Source organism: Pseudoalteromonas gelatinilytica, assembly GCF_001641615.1.
Classification (GTDB): Bacteria; Pseudomonadota; Gammaproteobacteria; order Enterobacterales; family Alteromonadaceae; genus Pseudoalteromonas; species Pseudoalteromonas gelatinilytica.
In genome coordinates this window covers 279,056-302,196 of record NZ_LRRU01000004.1, presented here as the reverse complement: position 1 = coordinate 302,196, position 23,141 = coordinate 279,056, and the positions used below count along the sequence as shown (strand labels likewise).

Annotated in this window: 17 protein-coding genes; 6 read left to right on the top strand and 11 right to left on the bottom strand. The window is 41.2% G+C overall.

The window, feature by feature from the left end:
* Positions 1 to 4 precede the first annotated feature (4 nt).
* The 7 genes from NH153_RS01910 to NH153_RS01880 form a co-directional block, all read right to left on the bottom strand.
* Positions 5 to 1,192 carry an MFS transporter gene (locus tag NH153_RS01910; RefSeq protein ID WP_063700424.1) on the bottom strand — a complete coding sequence of 396 codons (1,188 nt, stop codon included), beginning with the start codon at positions 1,190 to 1,192 and terminating at the stop codon, positions 5 to 7.
* Positions 1,189 to 2,481, bottom strand: a complete 1,293-nt coding sequence (locus NH153_RS01905; protein ID WP_063700423.1) for a lysine N(6)-hydroxylase/L-ornithine N(5)-oxygenase family protein — start codon at positions 2,479 to 2,481, stop codon at positions 1,189 to 1,191. The genes NH153_RS01910 and NH153_RS01905 overlap by 4 nt, the downstream gene beginning before the upstream one ends.
* Positions 2,474 to 4,018 (bottom strand): pyridoxal phosphate-dependent decarboxylase family protein, encoded by a 1,545-nt coding sequence (locus NH153_RS01900; RefSeq protein WP_063700421.1) that lies wholly within the window; start codon positions 4,016 to 4,018, stop codon positions 2,474 to 2,476. Before NH153_RS01900 ends, NH153_RS01905 begins: the two co-directional genes overlap by 8 nt.
* A gap of 467 nt (positions 4,019 to 4,485) precedes the next feature.
* Complete coding sequence (locus NH153_RS01895; RefSeq protein ID WP_082873961.1) at positions 4,486 to 5,055, bottom strand: PepSY-associated TM helix domain-containing protein; 570 nt, start codon at positions 5,053 to 5,055, stop codon at positions 4,486 to 4,488.
* On the bottom strand, positions 5,048 to 5,518 hold the full coding sequence (locus NH153_RS01890) for a DUF4920 domain-containing protein (protein WP_054560702.1): 471 nt from the start codon (positions 5,516 to 5,518) through the stop codon (positions 5,048 to 5,050). Before NH153_RS01890 ends, NH153_RS01895 begins: the two co-directional genes overlap by 8 nt.
* Before the next feature lie 89 nt (positions 5,519 to 5,607).
* Positions 5,608 to 6,243 (bottom strand): response regulator, encoded by a 636-nt coding sequence (locus NH153_RS01885; RefSeq protein ID WP_054560701.1) that lies wholly within the window; start codon positions 6,241 to 6,243, stop codon positions 5,608 to 5,610.
* A 3-nt stretch (positions 6,244 to 6,246) separates the two neighbouring features.
* A complete protein-coding gene (locus NH153_RS01880; RefSeq protein WP_063700419.1) occupies positions 6,247 to 7,344 on the bottom strand; it encodes a sensor histidine kinase in 1,098 nt (365 codons plus the stop codon).
* Between the two features lie 203 nt (positions 7,345 to 7,547).
* Between NH153_RS01880 and NH153_RS01875 the strand changes: the two genes are divergently transcribed.
* The 3 genes from NH153_RS01875 to NH153_RS01865 all read left to right on the top strand — a co-directional run bounded on the left by NH153_RS01875 (position 7,548) and on the right by NH153_RS01865 (position 10,508).
* Positions 7,548 to 8,360 carry a MipA/OmpV family protein gene (locus NH153_RS01875; protein WP_063700417.1) on the top strand — a complete coding sequence of 271 codons (813 nt, stop codon included), beginning with the start codon at positions 7,548 to 7,550 and terminating at the stop codon, positions 8,358 to 8,360.
* A gap of 15 nt (positions 8,361 to 8,375) precedes the next feature.
* Entirely contained in the window at positions 8,376 to 9,029 is a 654-nt protein-coding gene (locus NH153_RS01870) for a hypothetical protein (protein ID WP_063700414.1), read from the top strand.
* 111 nt (positions 9,030 to 9,140) lie between these two features.
* Positions 9,141 to 10,508: an alkaline phosphatase PhoX gene (locus tag NH153_RS01865; protein WP_063700412.1), complete on the top strand. Its 1,368-nt coding sequence runs from the start codon at positions 9,141 to 9,143 to the stop codon at positions 10,506 to 10,508.
* Between the two features lie 760 nt (positions 10,509 to 11,268).
* Here the strand turns inward: NH153_RS01865 and NH153_RS01860 are convergent.
* Positions 11,269 to 12,132, bottom strand: coding sequence for an SH3 domain-containing protein (locus NH153_RS01860; RefSeq protein WP_063700410.1), 864 nt, complete (start codon positions 12,130 to 12,132; stop codon positions 11,269 to 11,271).
* A 385-nt stretch (positions 12,133 to 12,517) separates the two neighbouring features.
* Between NH153_RS01860 and NH153_RS01855 the strand changes: the two genes are divergently transcribed.
* Positions 12,518 to 13,594 carry a hypothetical protein gene (locus tag NH153_RS01855; RefSeq protein ID WP_063700408.1) on the top strand — a complete coding sequence of 359 codons (1,077 nt, stop codon included), beginning with the start codon at positions 12,518 to 12,520 and terminating at the stop codon, positions 13,592 to 13,594.
* On the opposite strand, the gene NH153_RS01850 is transcribed toward NH153_RS01855, so the two are convergent.
* From NH153_RS01850 to NH153_RS01840, 3 genes are all read right to left on the bottom strand, one after another.
* The gene (locus NH153_RS01850; RefSeq protein ID WP_063700406.1) at positions 13,591 to 14,286 is read right to left on the bottom strand and encodes an ATP-dependent Clp protease proteolytic subunit; all 696 of its coding nucleotides are present in this window, start codon (positions 14,284 to 14,286) and stop codon (positions 13,591 to 13,593) included. The genes NH153_RS01855 and NH153_RS01850 overlap by 4 nt on opposite strands.
* Before the next feature lie 43 nt (positions 14,287 to 14,329).
* Entirely contained in the window at positions 14,330 to 15,250 is a 921-nt protein-coding gene (locus tag NH153_RS01845; protein ID WP_063700404.1) for an alpha/beta fold hydrolase, read from the bottom strand.
* Between the two features lie 119 nt (positions 15,251 to 15,369).
* Positions 15,370 to 17,739 (bottom strand): TonB-dependent receptor domain-containing protein, encoded by a 2,370-nt coding sequence (locus tag NH153_RS01840; RefSeq protein ID WP_063700402.1) that lies wholly within the window; start codon positions 17,737 to 17,739, stop codon positions 15,370 to 15,372.
* A 415-nt stretch (positions 17,740 to 18,154) separates the two neighbouring features.
* On the opposite strand from NH153_RS01840, the gene NH153_RS01835 reads away from it, so the two are divergent.
* Together NH153_RS01835 and NH153_RS01830 are read left to right on the top strand one after the other, a co-directional pair.
* Positions 18,155 to 19,408, top strand: coding sequence for an MFS transporter (locus NH153_RS01835; RefSeq protein ID WP_063700400.1), 1,254 nt, complete (start codon positions 18,155 to 18,157; stop codon positions 19,406 to 19,408).
* 143 nt (positions 19,409 to 19,551) lie between these two features.
* A complete protein-coding gene (locus NH153_RS01830; protein WP_063700399.1) occupies positions 19,552 to 23,112 on the top strand; it encodes an ImpA family metalloprotease in 3,561 nt (1,186 codons plus the stop codon).
* Positions 23,113 to 23,141 lie beyond the last annotated feature (29 nt).

The following is a 23,141-nucleotide window of genomic DNA, read 5'->3' as shown; positions in this document are numbered from 1 at the left end:
AAAATTAATAACTGTGAATAGGGTCTGTTGAGGTATGTTTGTTGCGTAAAAAAAGCAGATAAAACAAACATAAAGTGATGGCAAAGCCGACAGAACCCGTCAGTAATGGGGTGTTAAGTTCAAAGCGAGATACTAAATCTCCCGCTAAAAATGAGGCGCAGATGACACCGATATTTTGCATAAAATGAAGCTTGGCAAAGTCGCTTGAGTAAAAACGTGGTTCGCTCATTGCAAACAACATGACTTGTAGACGCACGGTTAGTAAAAATAGCCCAATAGCAAATACAACACGGCCGAACACAAGCCATTGCCAGTGTGAACTAAGTTGTATAAATAGGCCGATACTGCTTAACATAAGTGCATAAGCAATTGTTTTACTGTGCTTATTGGTTGCAGCCTTGTTTTTGGTTGTAATCAAAATGACAAGTGCAACCCAAGCAGGGATAGCAAACACAGCGCCAGCTAAAAGTGCATTGCTGAAATCACTTACTTGTTGCCAAAGTAGCGTAAAGTATGGCGTTGCTAAGAACATGCTGAAGTACACGCCCATAGATATAACCCCTAAGCGAATAATGTAGCCAGGGAAGCGCTGTCGTTTTACTGATGATGCGGTTAATTCGCGTGGCTTGTAGCTTACTTTTAATAAGTAAATTAAATACAAGCAGAGCATAACCTGTAAGCAGTCACCCGCAGCCATCACTAAATATAAAAAGCGCGGCTCAATACTTTGAATGATCAAGCCACCTAATAAAGCACCGCCAATACCACCAAAGTGTAAAAGCACGCTAAATAAAGCAACCACACCGAGGTGCTGTTGTTTTTCTTCGATACTTAGAACAAAGGGATAAATAAGCAGGTAACTTGCTTTAAATACCAGCATGAGCTGTGATAACAGCCAAAAGCTCCACACGTTGTCGCTGTAAAAGCACGCAACACCCAATAGCCCTGCCATTATTTGGGTGATCACCCACAAATACAGTTCGTGCACGTGCTGCGCTATTTTCGCCCATACAGGGAAAGCACACATCACGGTGATGCAGCAAACAGCAATATAGGCACCAATGTGATTACTTGATTGCAAACCAAATTGGGCACTAAAAAACTGCGGGTAAAAGGGCAAAATCATGGTGTCGCAAACAACAGATATAATCGTCAGCAGCACCAAGCTTGACTTTAATGCGGGTTGTTTCATGCTATTTGCTTCTGTTTTTCGTTGATAACATCGGGTAAACCAAACTCTTGAAAGGCAATTTGCGTTTCAACAGGGTAGGGGGCATAACCTAAAACAGAGCGCAAAATATGGCTGTTTCGATAGCAGGCCATGCCTAGATCTGGCGTTACAAAACCATGACTGTGCAGCTCAGCATTTTGTACAAACAGCCTTTGTAGCTTGTCGATACTATAATTTCGTTCAACAGCAAAACACCCGTTATCTAGCCAATTTATTTCGCTCATTAAGCCACTTAGAAAATCGGGTAACTGATAACTAAAGCCTGTTGCCATAATGACCTGATTACTATGTAAGCTAAATTCAGCCTGTTGTTCACTGTGTCTAAAAACTAACTTACTGCCTTGTTTTTTAATGAGCTCGCTGTTGGTTAGTAACCTTGCGCGGTTCACACCTTGAATATCAAGTTGATAGAGCTGATCATAAATCTGATTAATTAACTCTGAGTTGATGCCTTTGTATAAATTACGTTGCTTGGCTAGTAACTCCTGTTTGGTTGTCTGTTCTAGGTTATAAAAGTAATCAACATACTCAGGAGAGGTCATTTCTAGCGTGAGTTTCGTGTACTCAAGAGGAAAGAAACGCGGCGCTCGCGTTACCCAATTGAGTTGGTAGTTATGCTGTTTAATGTCACACAACAAATCATAAAATACTTCAGCAGCACTTTGCCCTGAGCCAATCACAGTGATGCTCTTGCTATTTACTAATTCATCCCGTTTAAACAGATATTCTGTGGCATGGCAGAGCTGTGTATCTTCAGCCTGAACAGCGGGTGGGTAATAAGGTGAGGGACCTGTGCCCAGTACCAAGTGACGACAATAAAGCGTTTTTGTTTGCTTTGCAGATTCAACAGTGAGTACATAGAGCTGCTTTGTTTGATCAAACTGGCTATGAATGACTTTATGGCCAAACTGTATGTTACTTAATTGGCTTGCTGCCCACTGGCAATACTGGTTGTATTGCTCGCGCAGTAAAAAGAAACTTTCTCGAATATAAAACTGATACAGCTTACCTTGTTGTTTCGCATAGTTTAAAAAGCTGTATGGATTGGTTGGATCTGCCAATGTAACTAAATCCGACATAAACGGTGTTTGTAACGTAACACCATCGAGCATAAGCCCAGGATGCCAATTAAATTCATCACGTTGCTCTAAAAATAGCGAATCAAGTGTTTCAATTGGTTCAGCTAAACATGCCAAACTGAGGTTGAACGGACCAAGACCCACGGCAATTAAATCGTACACTTTATTCATGGCTAGTATCCTCAACTTTTAGGCGTGCCTTGATGCTGTAGGCGCAGGCTTTAATATCAGCTGCAATACTTTTAATGTCTTCAATCTGTGTGTTTGGATTAAGTAGCGTGAACTTTAAGTAGTTGATACCTCTAAATTTGGTGCGAGCAATGGCACACTCACCTTGTTTGAATAGCTCATCTTTAATTTGATAATTAAGCAGGTTTAATTGCTCATCACTGAGGTTTTTATCGTTAAAGCGAAACACTAAAGTGCTCAGTTCAGGTTGGTGAATTAGCTCAAATTCAGGGTCTTGTTTGAGTGCCACATAACTACTACGGGCTAATGCCATGACAGAAGAAAACACTTTGCCAATCTGTTCGTGGCCCATAATGCGTAAAGTTAGCCAAAGTTTTAAGGCATCAAAACGGCGAGTCGTTTGAATGCTTTTATCAACAAGGTTTGGCGCTGCTTGTGGGTTGTCGTTAAATGGATTTAAATAATCAGCATGATGAGTTAAATGTTTAAATTGTTTTTTATTAGCAACAATAAATGCACTGCTACTGACAGGTTGTAAGAATGATTTGTGGTAATCTAACGTCACCGAGTCAGCCTGTTCAATGCCATTGAGTAAGTGGCGGTGATCGTCTGCGGCAAGTAGTCCACAGCCATAAGCGGCATCGACATGAAGCCATAAATTATCAGCTTTGCACCGCGCTTTTAGCTTATCTATAGGGTCTATTGAACCAAAGTCAGTTGTGCCTGCAGTAGCAACAAGCGCTATAGGAATATTGCCTTGTGCTTTACACTCATTAATAGCTGTATCAAGTGCGGTTAGGTCCATTTTAAATTCTTTATCAACTGTAACCGGAACAACCGCGTTGTAGCCAAGGCCCAGTAAAGCGGCTGACTTTTGAATACTAAAATGGCTGATTTCAGAGCAAAAAATACGGTAGCGATGGGCATCAGGACTTAAACCAAAATCGCGAATAAGGTGTCCAGACAAGCGCTCTGCAGCATGGTCTCTAGCAAGTAACAGCGCCATTAAATTAGATTGACTGCCGCCACTTGTGAATATGCCATCGGCAGTAGCACTTAAGCCAATGCGTTCGATACTCCAGTCAATTAACTTTTGCTCAATGAGCGTCCCGCCAGCACTTTGGTCCCAAGTGTCTAACGAAGAATTTATAGCAGTTAATAACTGTTCGGCTATTACCGCAGGGTAAGCAACGGGGCAGTTTAGGTGGGCAACATATTTTGGATGATGAAAGTAGACTGCATGATCTAAATATAGAGATTTTACTTCGCCTAGCGCTTGCTCAACGTTATTGAGAGGTTGATTTAGTTCAATACTGGCAATTAGTTTACTCAGCTCCTTATGACAGACACCAGAATGAACTTGTTTTGCTGAACGCAGTGCTTGATGGATAAGCGACAGTGTTTGCATTGAAGCCATCTCATATTTGAGCAAATTATTTTCGTTAAAAATAAATGCTTGGGGTTGTTCATCAACATTTATTGATGAATGAGTATTAAGCACGGGGGCTAATTGATTCACGACTCAATTCCTTCTCAGTTAATTTGAATCGGGATCGTAATGATAGTGATTCTCAATATCAATAATGATAAATCATTAATTTAATTTACAATTTAATTACCTTTTGTAGGTTGAAGGTGTTTTGTTTTTTATTTTATCTAGTAATAAATAATTGTAATCAGATCAAAGATTATAACTAAATTAATCCCTTTTTTAGGTTCTAATTGGCAGCGTTGTTTTACTTTTTCGATGAAAATGAGCACAAATAAAAGCAATAAAGCCATCATTTAAGAAAACTATAATAGGTAGGTGAGAGGTTTTAATCGCTAAGTAAACACACTTTGAGCTGCTATAAAATGCGTAAGCAAAGTGAGGATTCTGCGAATAGTTATTTTAAAAAAGCTGGGTTACAAAGTGGGTGAGGATTAAATTAAATGAAAATAATCTTGCCATTGCTCTTTACGAGAATGGCAACAGGAAACTTTAGCTTATAAAAACACATAAGCAGCGGGGAGTAGCATACCGCTAATGACTAATACAGAGCGGCTGCCCCATGGGCTATTTTTACCTTTGATCATAAACAAGCCGCTGATTGCTAAAAACAGCAGCAGCCCAGCAAAAATATCAGAAAAAATTACCCACGAAGCGTTTGTCTCGTTCAAGTGTAAGCGGTTAAATGCTTGAAATACATGACGAGGCTCAATGGCTTCATAGTTTATGATATCTTGATTGAGTTTAAGGCTGAGGTTGTTACCGTTTTTTAAAAACACCTTAAACTCTTGCGGCGACACCCAATAAGAGGCCTTTACCGGCTCGCTTACATCAGCATGAGAGATAATTTGCTCAATCAGCAACTCGTCATTATCTAATTGCCAAGTTTCACCGCTCACACTGATTTGCTGGTGGCTTACTTTGTAGTTTGGGTTCCAATCATCTTTGTGGTTCACTGCAATGCCAGAAACCGCAAAGATAATTACTAAACCAACACAAAAGTAACCAATATCGCGGTGTAAGTTTCTGTTTAACTTAAACCAGTTGATACTTGATTTATTACTCAATGATTTCAACTCCGCTCGGTACGAGCTGATAAATAGCCATTGCTTCAGTCACTGAGTTTGCATCAAAACTTTCGCCGGCTTGCTGCGCTTTGTGAGCAAGTAGCGCTTTAGTGCGGCCAAGGCTAAGCTGAATTTTATCGAGCTTACCAGTTACGATAGCTTTACTTCCTTTAGCCGTCATCGGGAATACCATGTCGCCATCTTCAACTTTGATACGTAAGTTTTCAAAGCGTTTGTCAGATGCAAGCGTCATCCAGCAACCACGTTTTTCGCAAACCCCAGTGATAGTCCCTTCCACAGTAATTGGACTTGCAAGGTAATCGTCTGGTGAGGCCATAACCGTCGAAATTTTAATGAGTTTGTCACTGTCGACTGGATTGCCAAATTGTAAGCTAAAGGCGTGTTGGCTAAAGCTTAAAAGCGCCAATGAAAATGCAATAAATGTTTTTGATTTTAGGAACATAGCGGTTGCTTCTTGAAATAAAATTAAGCCTTAGTTTAAGCGATTTACTTGTATGATAAAAGCTTAATGAGATTAAAAATGATTTGCAATTATATCAAGCCTAGATCAATTGCTTTTAATGCTGCACGGGTTCTATCACGTACATCTAGCTTTCTGAGAATAAAAGACACTTGATTACGGATAGTCCCTTCAGACTTATAAAGTGCCTCGGCGATTTCACTATTTGAATAGCCTGCAGCGATTAAATTGAGCACTCTAAGCTCGCTTTTACTTAATTTATCAGGAGTTGCTAAAGAAGTATCGGTTGTTTTAGTGGGCTTATTCAAAATTCGCTCGGTGATCGCAGGAGCTAGCGCTGAGCCACCTTTAGCAAGTGTTTCGATGGCGCTGACCAAGCGCTCTAAATTAATATCTTTTAACGCATAACCTTTAGCACCATAGCGAATACATTCTAGCACTTGTTCACTATCATCAAAGGTCGTGAGTACCAGTACTGGTTGCCTCAGCTGTTGTGCTTGCATACTTTTCAGTACGCCAATACCGTCTAGAATAGGCATGCGAATATCAAGGAGTACAACATCAATAGAATGTTGCTTGAGCATCTCAAGAGCTGTTTGGCCATTGTCAGCCTCAGCCACGACTTGAATATTTGCTTTAAGGGCGAGTAAGCTTTTTAAGCCTTCTCTTAATAATGTTTGGTCATCAACGAGTAATACCCTAATCATTTTTTACGCCAAAGTATGTGGATTAAGTTTATGAGGTAACGTTGCAGCAATCGCAAACCCATTATTATTTTGTTCAAACTCGATTGCCCCTCGCACTAAAGCTAAGCGCTCTTGCATGCCTGTTAAGCCATTGCCTAAGTTCAGCTTGGGCATTTCGCCGCCGTTATCATAAATAGTGAGATGCACTGAATCAGCTTGGAGGTCTAAGCTTACCGACAGCTCGGTCGCATCACTGTGCTTAATACAATTCGTAATCGCTTCTTGCACAGTATGAAATAACGTTTGTGCTAATAACGTATCACTTATTTTTATATTTTCATCGTAGTTGAGTGTGACATTTAAGCCTGTAACATGGCTGCACAATGAATTCAGCGATGCATGTAAATCAATGGTTTGGTTTTCTCGCATTGACGAGACAGAATCACGCACATCATTTAATAACAAGCGGGTAATTTGCTGTGCTTTAGTTATGTGTTTTGGTGCTTCATGGTTAGCACAATGATTGGCGACTTCTAAGTGAATACTGAGTCCTGTAAGGTGGTGGCCAAGGGTATCATGTAAATCTCTGGCAATACGAATACGTTCATCGCGAGTTGCGGTGTCGTTTAAAAGTGCTTGAGTTGCTTTTAATTCACGTAATAAATGGGCTGCTTGTTCTTTGGCTTTACGCTCAGAAATAAGCCGAGTAGCAAAGCGATAGGCAAAGCTATTGTATAAAGTGAAAGCCAACCCGTTGAGCAATACAAATTGCTTATCAAAGCCATAGTGAAGCGTCAGCGCCATCAAAAAGGGCAGGCAAATGAGTAAATAGAGGCTGGCTTTGTTTGGCTCGTAATCGCTGAATTTAACTAAGAAAATGATCAATAGAATTGCAACAAAGCCAATATTAAATAGCCACATCAATAGCACAACATTAGCGATAGTGAAGTTCAAAATACGGGTTTGATAGTGCTTAAGTCGTGATCTGAAAAACTCAAAATAAATTAAAAAAGCAAAAAAGCTTATAAATAACACACTGATCAAAAACGTATTTATTGTACTAAAACTTAGCTGCGCCGATTCTGCTCTTTGCGACCAAGCGTGCAGAGTATAAATAAACACAAACCCCCAGGTGATAGCTGAGAGTATGAAATCGCTTCGATGTATCAACGTTTGCAAGAGTTTGTTCATACGCTTAGTTTAATCCGCAATTATTCGTTTATGTATATGACAAATGTCACGATTAAATATGTGACATTTGCTGCAAGTCAGCCCTAATGGTGAGGCGTTAAACTGCATTAAAACACCAATATAGGGACATTATCATGACCAAACATGAATTTCTGCGAAATAGTCTTTTTTCTTATCTGTTGATCACAGCTTATTGTTTAGCTGCATTATTTGTTGATGATGCCAAGGCCGATGAGCAATCACAGCAATGGCAAATGGAGGTCGGTGCTGCACAATTGGCCATTGATACAGCATGGCGAGATTACGATATTCAAACCATGGTCTTGCCATACTTCAACGCCCGAAAAGGCAACTGGCGCATTGGGCCTAAATATGGCTTAGTGCAATATGCCTTTTTACAAGGCGCAGAATTTGAAGCGTCAATGGGGCTTAGTTTCCGAGATGAAACCTACGATAGCAGTTTAATCTTTAGTGATGAGTTGTCGGATGATGAGGTTTTCACTGACTATAAAGACGGCAAAGGTGAGCTAACCTTCAGAACTCAGCTGCAATATAAACAGCTTTTTGTTCGTTTAGCGCAAGATATTTCGAATCATTCCGATGGACTTACGTTTCTTGCCCGCTATAACCTACCGATTTATGGCCAAGGATTAGGGTTACAGCTAAGTGCTGATCTCGGTTTTTATTGGCAAGATAAAAAATACACTCAATACCTGTATGGCATAGCTAATGGCAATATCGCCCCTGAGTTTGGCAGATATGAATATCAGCCAAGTGCAGCCCTTAACCCATTCACCTCGCTAAACCTGACTTATGTTTTTAATAAGCAGTGGTCTGTTTTTACGAGCTTGCGGTATGAGCAACTTGACTCAACTATCAAAAAAAGCCCGCTAGTGGGAGAAACTGCCAAGCAGCAATTCACTGCAACTATAAATTATCGTTTTTAGAAAAAGGGATGAGCAATGAATTATCTACTGAGATTATGCATTTTACTCTTACTTACTGGTTGCAATAGCTCTGAAGAGGAAGTGTTTGACGAAGACGATTTATACCAAGGTGTCTATGAAAATGACTATTATGTTTATAACTTTAGCGAGTACCCGGTTGATTTTTATATGATGAACCTACGAAACAACACACCAACAAGCGCAATTTATAAGGAGCAGAACTTCCAACAATCAATCGATGGCTACGGTGGTTTTGAAAAGCTTAACTTTAAGCGGTCTGTGGTCGGAAAGGTTGGCTTTGCAGCTTTTTATGATGCTGAAATAAAAGCTCATCTACAAAAGTGGGTTGTTAGTGATATAGCTAATTATGTGATCATTTATATGGATGGCGAAACGCTGAAACTGGCTTTTTTAGCACGCACTGAGGCTGTAGATAGTGGTGATTACCCTGTGGTTAGGCTGGTTAGTTTTATCGGCAATACGAACTACAGCTATAAACTTGCTAATAGTGAATTAACTGAAGCAACAGCAACAGCTTATATACCGCTAACTCATTGCGCTAGTGACTTACAAATTGCAGGTTTTGAATTTGATTTTTGTAACTTAGAGCAGCGTGGTTACTTAATTGTGCTGCTACCTAATGAGCAACTAGCAATCATCAAAGAGTAGTGCTTTATGACAATTTCGTGAATATTGTGATAATGTAACTTTTTATCGTTTCATTGCTTTATAATGCCTTTTTTATTTGTATGATAAAGCTGGTTTTAGCTTGGAGTTAGCATGGTTTCACGTCGAGAATTTTTAGTAGGGGCGGGCACATTGGCCTTTTTAGGGTTATCAAAAAGTGCCATAGGAAAAGTGTCGTTAGGTGATTTAAAAACAACGGCTGTCGGTTTTGGCCCGTTAATTCCCGATCCAGATAAACTGCTCGACTTACCCGAGGGCTTTAGTTATCAAGTCGTTTCAAGCCTTGGTGAGAAAATGTCTGATGGGTTTACGGTACCCGATAAAGCCGATGGCATGGGTTGCCTAGCGCTTGGTAATGACCGTGTTGCATTAGTGCGAAACCATGAGCTAAAACCAAAAGATTTAGCGAAAGCTGAGGCAAGTATTGCCAACCATAAAACGCCGCTGGCTTTTGATACTAACAGTGACGGTGTGGCGTTGCCGGGTGGCACAAGTCATATCGTTTATAACCTAAAAACCCATCAAAAAGAGCAAGAATACTTGTCATTGGTCGGCACTATTCGTAACTGTTCTGGCGGTATCACGCCTTGGGGCACCTGGCTTACGTGCGAAGAAACCACAGATACCAAAGCTGATGGATTTAACCAAGATCATGGTTATATCTTTGAAGTTCCCGCAAATAGCAAAGGCTTAATTAAACCTGAGCCATTAAAAGCCATGGGTCGATTTAACCACGAAGCGGCTGCCGTTGACCCGCGCACCGGCATTGTTTATTTAACAGAAGACAAAGGTGATAGCGTCTTTTATCGTTTTATTCCAAATGAATATGGCAAGCTGCATAAAGGCGGGCAATTACAAGCTATGGTGGTAAAAGGTAAGCCACAATTCGATAGCCGTAACTGGAATAATAAAGCCATGGGGCTACATCAAGAGCTTGAGGTTGAGTGGGTCAATCTAGATAACCCTGAAAGCCCGAAAGACGACCTACGCCTACGCGGCTATAAACAAGGAGCTGCACTGTTTGCTCGCGGTGAAGGTATTCACTGGGGTGATAAAGAGCTTTATTTTTGCTGTACCAATGGTGGTAAAAAACAACTTGGTCAGGTTATGAAATATCAGCCATCAGAATTTGAGGGCACAGATAAAGAAGCACTGCAACCTGGTAAAATCTCGTTGTTTGTAGAAAGTACCAGCAAAACCTTTTACAACTTTGGCGATAACCTTACCGTGTCACCTAATGGTCATTTAATTATTTGTGAAGACCAATACACCGATGTGGTTGATAATCATCTTCGCGGTGTGACACCCCAAGGCCAAGTTTATAATTTTGCCCGCTTAGTGGCGCAAACCGAGCTGGCAGGTGCCTGTTTTTCACCAGATGGTAGCACTTTGTTTGTGAACGTTTACTCACCGTCAAAAACACTTGCTATAACAGGCCCATGGCATCAGTTTAGTGTTTAGTTAAAGCCTATTTAAAATAGCCACTGCGAAGCAAGGCATTAACCCAAAGAGGGGAATGTCAAAAAGTTAGATAGACGAATGGCTTATTTAACTTTGCTTACAAAGGAAATTATGCAATCAAAATGCCTAGAATATATTTTCTAGGCATTTTTTTGCTTGGTAGTCAGCCTGTGACAAGGCTTTTCACTTTTTTGACAAGTCTTCCAGTTGTGGTTTTCTAATATCTTTTAGGAGACCATCAATTGAGTAACGCATTATCAAATCAGATAAAAAAACTTCGGGTACCCTTGCCGTTTAAAGGGTTTCAATTTAACGGCTGCAAAAATCCTGCATGTCGTAACTTCATGGTGCCCCCTATCTGCGAAGGACACGGCAACAGCGTAAAAGACGGTTATGCCCTGACAGGAAAGGTAGGCCATTTGCAACGCAAAGTAACGAAGGTCGACTGTGGCATGGTATGGCGCCCTATAACCCACAAATCATACGAAGGTACTGGACATCTATCGCGTCTATAATAATTACGTCAAGTTAACTCGGAATAGAAAGGGAGGGTTCAACAACAAAACACAAGCGATGAGGCTAGGGCTAGCTAGAGGTCTGGTAAAAATGGAAGATATTTTGTATCAGCCTTAAGTTTTAGCCGCGACAACAATCTTCTTTTGGGAACTTTTAACCAATGTGAGAGTTGGGCAATTTCATTTGAAAGCCGAATGCCGGCTCCGTTCCATAAGCGGACTATATTAATCACATGGGAAATTACTTAATGTGACTTAACTAGCGGTATTTTTTTAACTACTAAACTCAACGTTCTCTTTTCAAGAGGGGCGGTATCCATCTGACTATCGCTGTCATAATAGAGTTGAGTTCCTTCATAACTTAAGTCCTCTAAATTAAACCTCAACTTAAAACTTTCATAATCACAACAACTGCTATACGATTTCCCTTCATAGATTAGGGTATCGCCGTCTACCAGTAAGCTATTTGAGTCCGAGGATGTGAACGTAGGTAAGACAAAAACCTGCAATTCAGTTTTAGTAGGTATTGCTAAGTAAGGCGTATAATAAGTTCTATTTCCAGATTCATGCCCTGTTGCCAGGTAGATATCACGTTTAGCATAATCAACTTTGTATAGATGACTTCCAATTGACGCATATCCACTTCCATTAATAGGTCCATAACTGGCTTGACCATGCAGACTGCTCTGATAGTTTAAGAAGTAGCTACCTGGTAAATAAGAGTAATGCCAACCTGACATAGAAAATACAGTACTATTATTGCTATTCATTGAATAGCCGATATCTGCTTTGTATAACTGTTTGATAAGTGCTGATTGGTGTACATATGCGCGGTCTCCATTAAATTGAATGCGAGCCCAATCAGAGTCAATTAGAAACTCAGCTCTAATTGACCTTCCACCTTGCAATAATCCAAGCTTTTTTCCTTCTTTGGACGGCTTTGAACGTATATTTACATTCGACTGAACAATGGCGGGTAGAAATCCACTTGCTTCTTTGATTTCAATGAGCGCATTAGATTTCAAATCGTCCCAGGAAGCGTTTGTAGAAGGAGACAAAAACGTTAAAGCCGTGATAAGCCCTGAAGTAAAAATTGAAAACTTGAACATCAACAATCCCTATAAAAACACCAAGTTAGAACAATAACTTTAAATCAAATTAGCTGCAATAACATACTTACGCGAATTTCATTATTTCTCTTTTAAGTCAGACACTTAAATTCATCTTTTGGCAGAATGAGTTTACTCTAACCTCCGCTTTATGAATGTTAGGATGAACTCTGCGACCTCCACATATTGCCCCAACAAAATGTCCCCCCCCTAAATCAGCAGTGTTTTGAACCATTAGTTTGGATACGACAGGAATTAATGCCTTGACTGCGAAGTGGCTTTTTTTGTACCACGAAAATTTATGTTCCTCTTTTTATAATCAGCTGTTCTAGTTAGAATCACTTTGTTTTACAGGAAAAAATAATAAAACGAAAACGGAGTTGATATGTCTGTTACTGAGCAGAGTCGAGAGCAAGTTAAAGCAAAACTAGTTAAGCAAAGTCCACTTGCAGCCGCAATCGGCGTAGCTTGCTGGAGTATCCCAATCATTATTTTATGGATCACAGTATTTTCAATTAAAAGTGCTATTGGGCCTGTAATGTTAGTGATTAGCGGCGTACTCGTTGGCCTAGCCGTTCGTATTCATGGGCGTGGCTATGATCGTATCTTTTCAGTTATTTCACTTATTGCATACCTATCTGTAATCGCTGTTGCGCTCAGTTCAGAGGTTTTGATCAGCGGTACATTGTCTTTATCAATTTATGCTTTGTTATTTGCACTTGGCTCTTGGTCAGCAGCATTTATTGCACGTAAAAGCATTCCATTTATTGACCATAAGTTATTTGCTGAGGTGTATGAATCCGGTGAGCTGGCAGGGTATAAAAAAATTAAAAATCATTGGTTGGTAGTATTACCGAGTACCCTAATTGCCACATCATGTTTGAGTTTTGCAGGAGCCGTTGGTGCATTTGCTCACCAGCAGTATTTGTCTATTGAAAAACAGGTAGAACAAGAGCAACATCAAGCTGCTAAGTTTAGAGCAAAACATATTCCGACAGATGATGAGTTTCTTGCAACCTTGTCTGACAAAAAAGCATTTAGCTATGCTTTTGCCTATTATTCCGGTCGTCACTTTGATGAACGAGGCGTTTATCAGGGGAAATTTCCGCAAGATACATTTAAATCAGAAACTATTTTACGTTATCTCGTTGAACATAAAAATGAACCTAGAGCGCAATTTATTCTGGGAAGAATGCTTGCTTTTGAGCGTGGTGAAGCACTAATGGCAAGCTCAAGGCAGAGCGGTGATCAGTTCGCTCGGCTATATGACATTTATCAATTCGGTTGCCATATAGATGCAAAGCAAGGACGTACGCTATTGCAAAGATTTAAAAAGCTCGTAACAGAGCAGTCGGTGATCATCGATATTCAGCAAATGCAGAGTAATGATTTTCGTGATTATTGCGACATTCTAGATGACACCGAATTTGATTACCGTTATATCCGTGATTACAAAAGCTAATCCCCAAGCTCACTAATTATTAGTAACGGAAAGTTCTTTGCCGAGCGGGGCTGCCAATCTGCAAACTCAATATTGCTGACATTCAGTGTATTGAGTGCTTTTTTTGAGTAGCTCCAGCCTCTGGCTTTTTGTGCCACAGCTGCACGCTTTAGCTCTTCAGATAAACCAATGGTTAGCAAGTCATGATTAACACCGCGTTTTGCATAAAAAGCTTTTTCACGTGCCACGGCTTTTGCGATTATTTCGTCGTATTGAGTGCGTAAAGCCTGCCACTTGGTTGTTTTTTCTGGCTCTTTTAAATGGCTTACCATGGCATCAATATCGCTATCTCGCCAGCGAGCTGAAGCGGCATCGCCGTGCCAACCGACAATGGCGTTATTAGCTATGGTAGTAGGGTTTCCTGCAAGCAATACATAATTAGCACACGACGAAAAGCAAAATTGTTTTACATGAACTTTTAAATTATGCGCCAAAATCAATTCTGCGAGATCCATACCCAAATCAACGTTTCCGCCACCACTGGTGATTTGTATGCTGTTTATGTTTGGTTGCTCAGCCAAAAGCTGTGCAACATGTTGATTGTTTTTGGCACTAATTTCGCCCTGATAAATAATGCGCTGCTCGCTTAGTGACACACCGGCAAAGCTTAACCAAGGGATAATTAAAAACAGACTAAAAAATACACGCAACATAAAACGCTAACCTTATAAATTGTATGATAATTCTATCACGCTTTTAGGGTTTTTTAGCGGCTTTTTTGGCGCTGACTTTAGCGGCGTGTTTGGCAATCCACTTAGTCATTTTTTTCATTAAGGCGGGTGGAAAATCATGGCCCATTCCGGGCACAACTTTTAGCTTACTACGCTTTATTAACAGTGCGGTGTTGATACCCGCAGACAGTGGCATAACAGGATCAGCACTGCCGTGGATCACTAATGTAGGGGCTTTAATCTTTTTTAGTAATTGCTCGCGATAAGGCGTTGCGGCAATGGCTGCAAGCTGACGTTTAAAGCCTGTTTGATTCGTGTGAGCCCGCTCAATATAGCGTTCTGCGTTGGCGTATAAAGCGTGTTCATCTTGTGGGTAGGCTGGGCTGCCAATGAGTTGGTTGAGCCTAACATTGTAATCAATAGCGGCTTCTTTATTACTGCTTCGGGGGCGTATTTTAGCGAGCTTTACTAATAGGTTTATGTTTGAACCCGAAAACGATAACGGCGAGCTACTCGACATAATTGAAGTTAAGCTCAGTACACGTTTTTTATACTTTGCCGCGGCAATTTGCGCAATCATGCCACCCATCGACGCCCCCACTAAGTGCGCTTTTTTGATATCCAGTGCATCCATTAATTCTTTTACATCGCGAGCCATGTCATCGAGCGAATAGGGCAGTTTTGCACGAATGGGTAATCGGCGGCTAAGCCAATGCTTTACAAGACTCGGCTTGCCTAACTCATCTAACGATGAGGATAACCCTGCATCACGATTATCAAAACGAATAACCCGAAAGCCTTTTTCGACCAAGCCAAAATAAAGTGACTCTGGCCAAACGGTAAATTGAGCACCTAAGCCAATAATTAAGATGATCACAGGTGCGTTTTCATCGCCTTCATCTTGATAACTAATACTGATACCACTGGCTGTAAGGATATGTTCCATAGACTGACAAATAAGCTTACGCAGGTATCATCAGCTTAGTGTGTGAAGTTGGCAGTTTAGTGACAGTAAGAAAAATAGACAGCACATGACTGCATGCTGTCTATTTTCAGGGAGTTTTCTTAGAAGTAAGCGGTAACGCCAATCCAGAAGTTACGGCCTTTATCTTTAACGTTGTAGTCGTCTGTGAATGTGACCTCACTAATTACACCGCGACCTGTTAGGTACTCATACTCACCATCGCCATTTAGGTCGGTATAGCTTGTGCTATACGAGGTGAAATCTTCGTCTAATAGGTTGTTTACACGGGCATTGATTTGCACGTACTCATTTACATAAAACTGCGCACCTAAATTAAGTAGGTTGTAGTTTTTGTAATAAAGCGCTTTGTCGTGCACGTTATCCCAACCGCGGTAACGGTCTGAACGATATACACCTTGTAGGTATAGGTTCATAAAGTCAGTCGCTTCCCAGTTTAGGGTAAGGTTTGCCATGTGCTCTGCGGAGTTCGTTAGTGGCTTACCTTGTTCAGGGCCGCTCTTTTGTTCGCTATCAGTCCAGGTATAGTTACCGTTAACAGACACTGTTTTGCTGATAGTATATTGGCCTGCAATTTCAACACCTTGTAGGTCTACTTCGTCGATATTGATTTTTTGGCTATAGCTATCGTAGCCAAGTTGATCGTACTGACCTAAGTTCACACAAGGGCGTAAATCGTTAGTTTGCTCACAGCTTAAAATAGTGTCGCCGCTGGCAATTTTGTCTTCAAACTTGGTGTTGTAGTAAGTCACATTGATGTTGTGATCGCCATCAAGCGAAGTCCAGTAAAGGGCGATTTCAGAGTTCACACTGGTTTCTGGTTGTAAGTCTGGGTTACCCGCAAACGGGCTTGTGCCTTGACCGCCAAATCCGGTAATACCGTCATAAAGATCAGTGGTTTGTGGTGTTTTATAACCCGTACTTACACCCCCTTTTAGCGTCCAAGTGTCAGAGAGGTTATAGACACCGTAAACGCGCGGAGATACTTGGCTGCCAAATACATCATGGTCATCGTAACGAGCGCCTAATGTGAAGGTAAAGTTATCAGTTGCCATCCAGTTATCTTCGGCAAAGATTGAGTACATGTTTTGCTCTTGTACTTTGCCAGCTTGGTCACTTTCAAGACCAAATACACCGTCTTTTAATTCACCGTCGATAAGCTGGCCACCAATTGCTAGGTTATGGCTACCAAAGCTACCTGTGATAGGAATATCAAAACGTAAGTCATAGGTATATTGACTGCTTTCAAGTGGGCGAGCAGGGCGCGGTAAGAATGTTTCTTCAGCTAAGTCTTTACGTGCTTGCTCGTCCATTCCTTCGTATTCGCCAGTACCATCGTACATAGCTTGCAGCTCTAGGCGCTCGCTGACACTCAGTGGTAAAGTACGGCCATTATTTTGCGTATCAACATAAGAAACAGAAGCCTTCAGCGTTGCCCAATCAAGCTCGCCATCGTAGCTGATTGACCACCACTCACGGTCAAACTCTTGGTCTGCTGCATAACCTGCGCGCGGGTTTACTTGGCCGCGGCGGTCTTGCCAAATTGATTCAATATTATCTTTAGTGCCAAGCGGGTAAGTAATTGTGCCTGATTCGATGTCGTAGCTTGGCGTGTTGTCGTACACTTGGCTTGAATTATCATAATCAAAACGTAAATGATGAGACTCAAACGGGGTATAAGTTAGAGTAAAACCATACTGCTCGTTTGTGTTATCAACGGTACGACCGCCACTACCAAAACCTAATGAACGAGTATGAACAACACCATTTGGATCGGTTGCTGGTTCAAATGTTGGCGAAGATGCTTGTTGCTCGTAAACACTGCCACGCACACCTAAGCTTAATACGTCTTTAATAAGTGGACCCATCACACTAAAGTCAGTGGTAATGTCATCGCCAAAATCATCGTTTTGCTGTAATGAACGGCTAAAAGACACTGCACCGCTCCAACTATCAGTGTGCTTTTTAGTGATGATATTAATTACACCACCCAATGCATCTGCACCATAAAGCGTTGATGCAGGGCCGCGAATTACTTCAACACGTTCAATGGCATCAACCGGTGGTACGTGGTTAAACGCGTTACCACCAAAGTTGTTTGGATAAATATCGCCATGGTTATTTTGGCGTTTACCATCAATAAGTAACAGGGTGTATTCACCTGTTAAACCACGCATACTTACACTGCCTTGGCCCGTTTTATCTCGGGTTGTGCCAATGTCGATACCTTCTAAATACTGCACAGCATCAAGTACTGAGGTGAAGGCATGAGACTTAATATTTTCATTGGTGATAATTGAAATACTAGCAGGTGCTTCGGTAACTTTTTGCTCAAAACCTGTTGCAGTGATAACTAAGCGTTCCATATCTTGTTTCGGCTTAGCGTCATCAGCAAAGGCTGAAAAATGTGTTGCTATGGCAAGTGCCAGTAAGCTTGGTTTTATTGATTTCATTGTAGGTTTCCAGTTCTTTTTGTAGGTTATCCCTTTGAGGAACGTTGCGTATACTACATAAATGAAAAATACAATCAATAACTATTCTTATTTAGATTAATCTTTTTCAAGTTGGCTTAACACTATTCACAATTAAGTTGCGTTTGTTTTTTAGCTAATTAATACCAACCCGCTTAATTAAGTAGTCTATTTTGAGGCAATAAAACCTCGTTGATAGCAAGGCAAAAATTTCGTTATTTAGTTGTTCTAAATGAGAAATTTTTAACGCAGTTAGCGACAGGTTTAATCCCTCAAAATGATTAAGTATTATTGCGGGTTGGTATAACACGCTGTTACAAACAAGTTTTAGATTAAATACCCAAGGCAGATTCAGTTCCTGTATAGTGTTTTAATCATCATCATAAAAATTAAAATAATGAATTCAGATATCTCTTTAGCGCGCTTTAAGCAGTTTCCTGTGCTTATGTGGATCTTCCTATTTGGCTCATTTATTACCCGTGGTAGCTATTACATGGTGTGGCCATTTCTTGCGGTGATCTTGTACGAAAAGTTTGCTTTATCGGCGACAGAAGTCGGTTTGGTGCTTACCAGTGCCGCGGTGATTTCAGTGTTCACCAGTTTTATTGGCAGCAGCCTATCCGATAAAGTGGGCCGGCATACGCTGATGTACATTACCGGCGTGCTGTATATCATTTCTTTCTCGCTGTTAGCTGAGGTAGAAACCGTGGCCGGTTATATGATTGTAATGACCTTATGTTCGATTGCGACTGCACTTTGGCGACCATTAACCAGTGCGGCGATTGGCGATATTATTGAGGATTCACAAACTCGCGAGCTGGCCATGCAGTCGCTGTACTTTATTGTTAATGTGGGCTGTGCGGTGGGTCCATTAGCAGGGGTATGGCTAGGTTTAACCGGTGAGCAGTCGAGCTTTTATATTACCGCAGGGGCATTTGCTATTTTATTGGTGCTGCTTGTTTGGGGCTTTAATTTTAGTGATAAAGCAGCAAAAAATACTGCCGCAATCGACGAGCCTGAAGAGAAAAAACCAGCTATACAGGGCAAGCAAATCTTACGTATTTTATTTGCAGATAAACTGCTGCAATGTTTAATTTTAGCCAATATTTTGTGCATGTTTATTTATGCGCAAATGGATAGTTCACTCATACAATACCTAACTCGTGCAGAGGCACCCGACCTACTTGCATTGATTTCTGCGCTTATATTTACCAATGCGATAGTGATCATTTCAAGTCAATTTCTGCTGTTAAAAATGATGGCGCGATTTAGCCTAACGGTACGAATACAAATTGGTTTGATGCTATTAATGGTGTCGCAATTTTGGCTAGCACTTAATCCAATCGATTTATTCTGGGGCTGGATTGGTGCGATAGTGGTGATGAGTTTGGCCGAAACTATTTTGTTTCCGACGATGAACGTTCACCTTGATAGGCTCGCACCATCACACTTACGTGGAGCCTACTTTGGCGCAGCTTCGTTTTATGATTTAGGATTTGCTTTAGCACCACTCGGTGGTGGTTTAATTTTAGATTATTACGATGGCCCAACCTTATTCTTTGTAGCGGGAGGGCTTTGCCTTGTGGTGATTTACTTATACGCCATACTCGAAAAGTTACCCAGACCCGATTTTGCAAACCCAAGCTCGTAACCCTTAAATAGCCCCTTTATGGGGCTTTTTACGCTTTAACAATTAATGACAGCGATATCAATTTACGTATTTTTTCCGAGATATTAGTTTGTAGTATCGGCTTATAATGTTAAAAAATTGTTTACTATACCAATAAGAACTCAATGAACGCACCTTACTCTTTGTGCAAACGCTCGCTATTATGCTCGGCTGTAATGCTAACACTTGCTGCTTGTGGCGGCTCAGGCTCAGATGAAAAACAAACAACAACCCCTCCTGTAACCGAAACACCACAAAATCAAGCGCCGCAAATCAGCGGTCAATCACAGACTTTACGTGTTGGTGAAACCTTGAGTTTTAGCCCTGAAGTCTCTGATCCAGATAATGACCCTCTTACTTTGTCTGTAACAAACTTACCAAGTTGGCTAAGTTTTAATGAAGCCTCAGCAAGTATCAGTGGCACACCAGAGCAAGCAGGTAGGTATGCAAACATTGAGTTTACGGTCACTGATGGGCAGCTCTCTGCACAGCTTTTGATTGATATTAATGTAGAAGCCAAACTTATTGAAAATACACCGCCAACGCTCACGTCCACCCCATCGGATAGCAATGAAGGCCAAGCTTATACTTACCAGCTAACATTTACTGATGCACAAAATGACACTGTGGTAGTAAGTGAAGTTAGTAAACCTGATTGGCTTAGTTTTGATGCGAATAACCTCAGTTTTAGCGGCACGCCCTTGTTTGCGAATACGGGCGAACAGCAAATTCGTTTTCGTTATTCAGATGGTGAAGTAACGCAGCAGGCAGAGCAAACATTTAACATCGCTGCCAGAGCAAACTCGGCGCCTGTGGTGTCTCCACTGAGTAGTGAAGCGCGTGCTGAGCAGTCATTCAGTGTGCAGTTAATCAGCACCGATGCAGACAACGATGAAGTGAGCTTAACCGTAACAGGGTTGCCAACGTGGCTAAGTTTTGATGAGCAAACTAGCATCTTATCTGGCACCGCGAGTAATGAAGATCTTGGTGAGCATAAATTCACAATCACAGCCTCTGACTCACGTGTACAAGCAAGCTTCGAGTTTGTGTTAAACATCACCCAAAGTTATGTGGCTGAGGCACTAGAAACGGGTAATGCGCTAGTTGTGCCAAACAGTGAGTTACTGCTTGATGCGACACTTAATGAAATTGATACCCACAAAGCGCGCTTTCAAAGCATTAAAAATAGCTTATTTGCTTTTGGCTCAAGCTCCGCTCTTGATGAATTAAGCTGGTATCCAACATGGGATGCAACGTTATTAAATGCCACTTATCCATTCAATGAGCCAGTTCTACTTACCAACAATAGTTGGCAAGATGGTTACGAGACAAAAGTCAGAAACCTTGCAGTTGTCGGTACTAGTGATGGGGAGCAGGGCCGTTACTTAGTATTTGGTAGTAACCCATATCGAAATACTATTAACGAGCAAATGACTCAGTTTTTGAAAAACAGCACCACATGGTTAGCTGGTAGAGAAATAACCGCAGAGCAGCCACTTAAACTTGTATTAGCGCAACTTGATCAAAGCTATTACTTTCAAGATAGGATCAAAACGCGAGAGTGGTTTGATAGTCAATATGAAGGCATGGTGAGCTATAACGACAATACAAGTTGTGACAACGACGCTTTAGCGGCGTGTTTAACAACTGACACGGATGTACTGATTATCTCTCAGCATGAGCGTGAAGGATTAAATATTGATAATGTTGTGGCTGCAGTAAAGCAAGCGCAAGAAAACGATATAGCAGTGATCTATATTCAGCGTGATGGTAGTCAAACAGCACTCGGTAAAGCGCTATTTGAATTACTCCATGTGAGCGTTGCAGGTGATAACTATTGGCACCGATTAGAACTGGCACAGTGGAACCCAATTGCTATCAACGACAGCTTGCCAACCGATGCGCAAACTATTAAAGACTTACTTAGCCGCTTTAAAAGCAGCGAATTTAGTGTTGATTTAAGTGCCTGTGATAATCGTAGCTGCCCAGCTGAAAGCCAATATCAGCAACAGTTTAGTGATGCGGCAACGATCATTAATTCGGTTTTTAGAGGTTTTGACCAAGCGAAAACAGATATCTTTACAGAGCAGGGCTATCGCTTTTACCAGTTACTGGCGCTGCTTGCAGATCATTATCGCCAAGTTGTAAGCTTCCCGATGGATAAGCTAAGCACCGATAATACAAGCTTCTTTCGTGCCCTGTTTACTGATCATGCGGTATTAAATATACGTAAAGTTAATCCACTTCAAGTTGATATGGGTAATTTCAGCCGTAGTGATTTTAGTCATGTAACACCTAAAACCGTCACAGTGAATATGCAGAGTAAGGCGTATTTTTGCTCAACGGGTGTGTATGCCTTGCCGGGGCAAACGTTTGCTATTAAACGCACCGATAATCAAGCAGTGAATACTAAGGTGTTTGTTAATACTCTGCGTGATGGTGCAACACATTACATGAGCAGCAATGGTTATAATCGACCCGCTAAATTGCAGTCAGTTCATGTGCCTATAGAGACAAATGAAACAGTCTATTTTACGTCACCTTATGGTGGGCCAATTCAAATTGAGTTTGATCAAAATGATTTAGATGTCAGCTTTGAATTTAGCAATGTAGGTGAGCACCCGTATTGGCGTAGCAGCAGTGATGATGAGCGCTTTGCTGAGTTGCTTGAAAAAGGTGACTATGATTGGGCTGAGGTGGCAACTGGTGGCTTTGAAGTGCATTCAAAGCTCGAGAAAATGCGTATTTCAATTAACGATGGTTATTGGCCCATAGCGTCTGACTTCGCCCATGCAGTAGAGCGTTATACCCATAACTATCCGCATGTACTTGCTGGTTTCAAAGGGCCGGGCATCGATGTGGTTAGCGAAATTCATGACTTTGCGAGTGAACGCAATATTGAAGTACAAACAATCGATATTGTAAAACATATGAATGCAGACCAACCGACCTGTGGTTGGGGCTGTTCTGGTAATCCGTATGACGCAGGTTGGAATTTTAATCCAACTGGGCATGGCGATATCCATGAATTAGGACATGGTCTTGAAAAAGGGCGCTTCCGAATCGAAGGGTTTGGTGGCCATTCAAATACCAATTTTTACTCCTACTACAGTAAGTCGAAGTTTGAAGATGAAACTGGCTTTTCGGCATCGTGCCAAAACTTGCCATTCGAGAACTTGTTTGATCATTTACAAGCCAGTAAACAAAGCGCAGATGCATTTGCTTATATGCAAGATTTAGCAATGTCAGAGTGGTCACAAAGTCATGCTATTTATTTACAAATTATGATGGCCGCACAGGCACACAATAAGCTTGAAAACGGCTGGCATTTATACCCTCGCTTACACATTTTGGAGCGTGCGTTTAATCTAGCTGATAACAGTGAGACTAATTGGCAGGCACAAAAAGATGCACTTGGCTTTTCAAGCTACAGCTTGTCAGAGGCACAAAGCTTAGGCAACAATGATTGGCTATTAATCGCGCTTTCAGAAGCAACCGAGCTCGATTTGAGTGACTACTTTAGCATGTGGGGTATGGCAACGTCAGACAAAGCAAAACAGCAGGTTAAAACGAAAAGCTACACGGTATTAGGTGATGTTTACTATGCCTCATCTGCCACCGGCTATTGCACCACGTTAAATCAAACAGAGGTTGCAATAGATGGGGCGCAAAGCTGGCCTGAATAATACACCGCTTTGTTAAGTTGATTGGTATT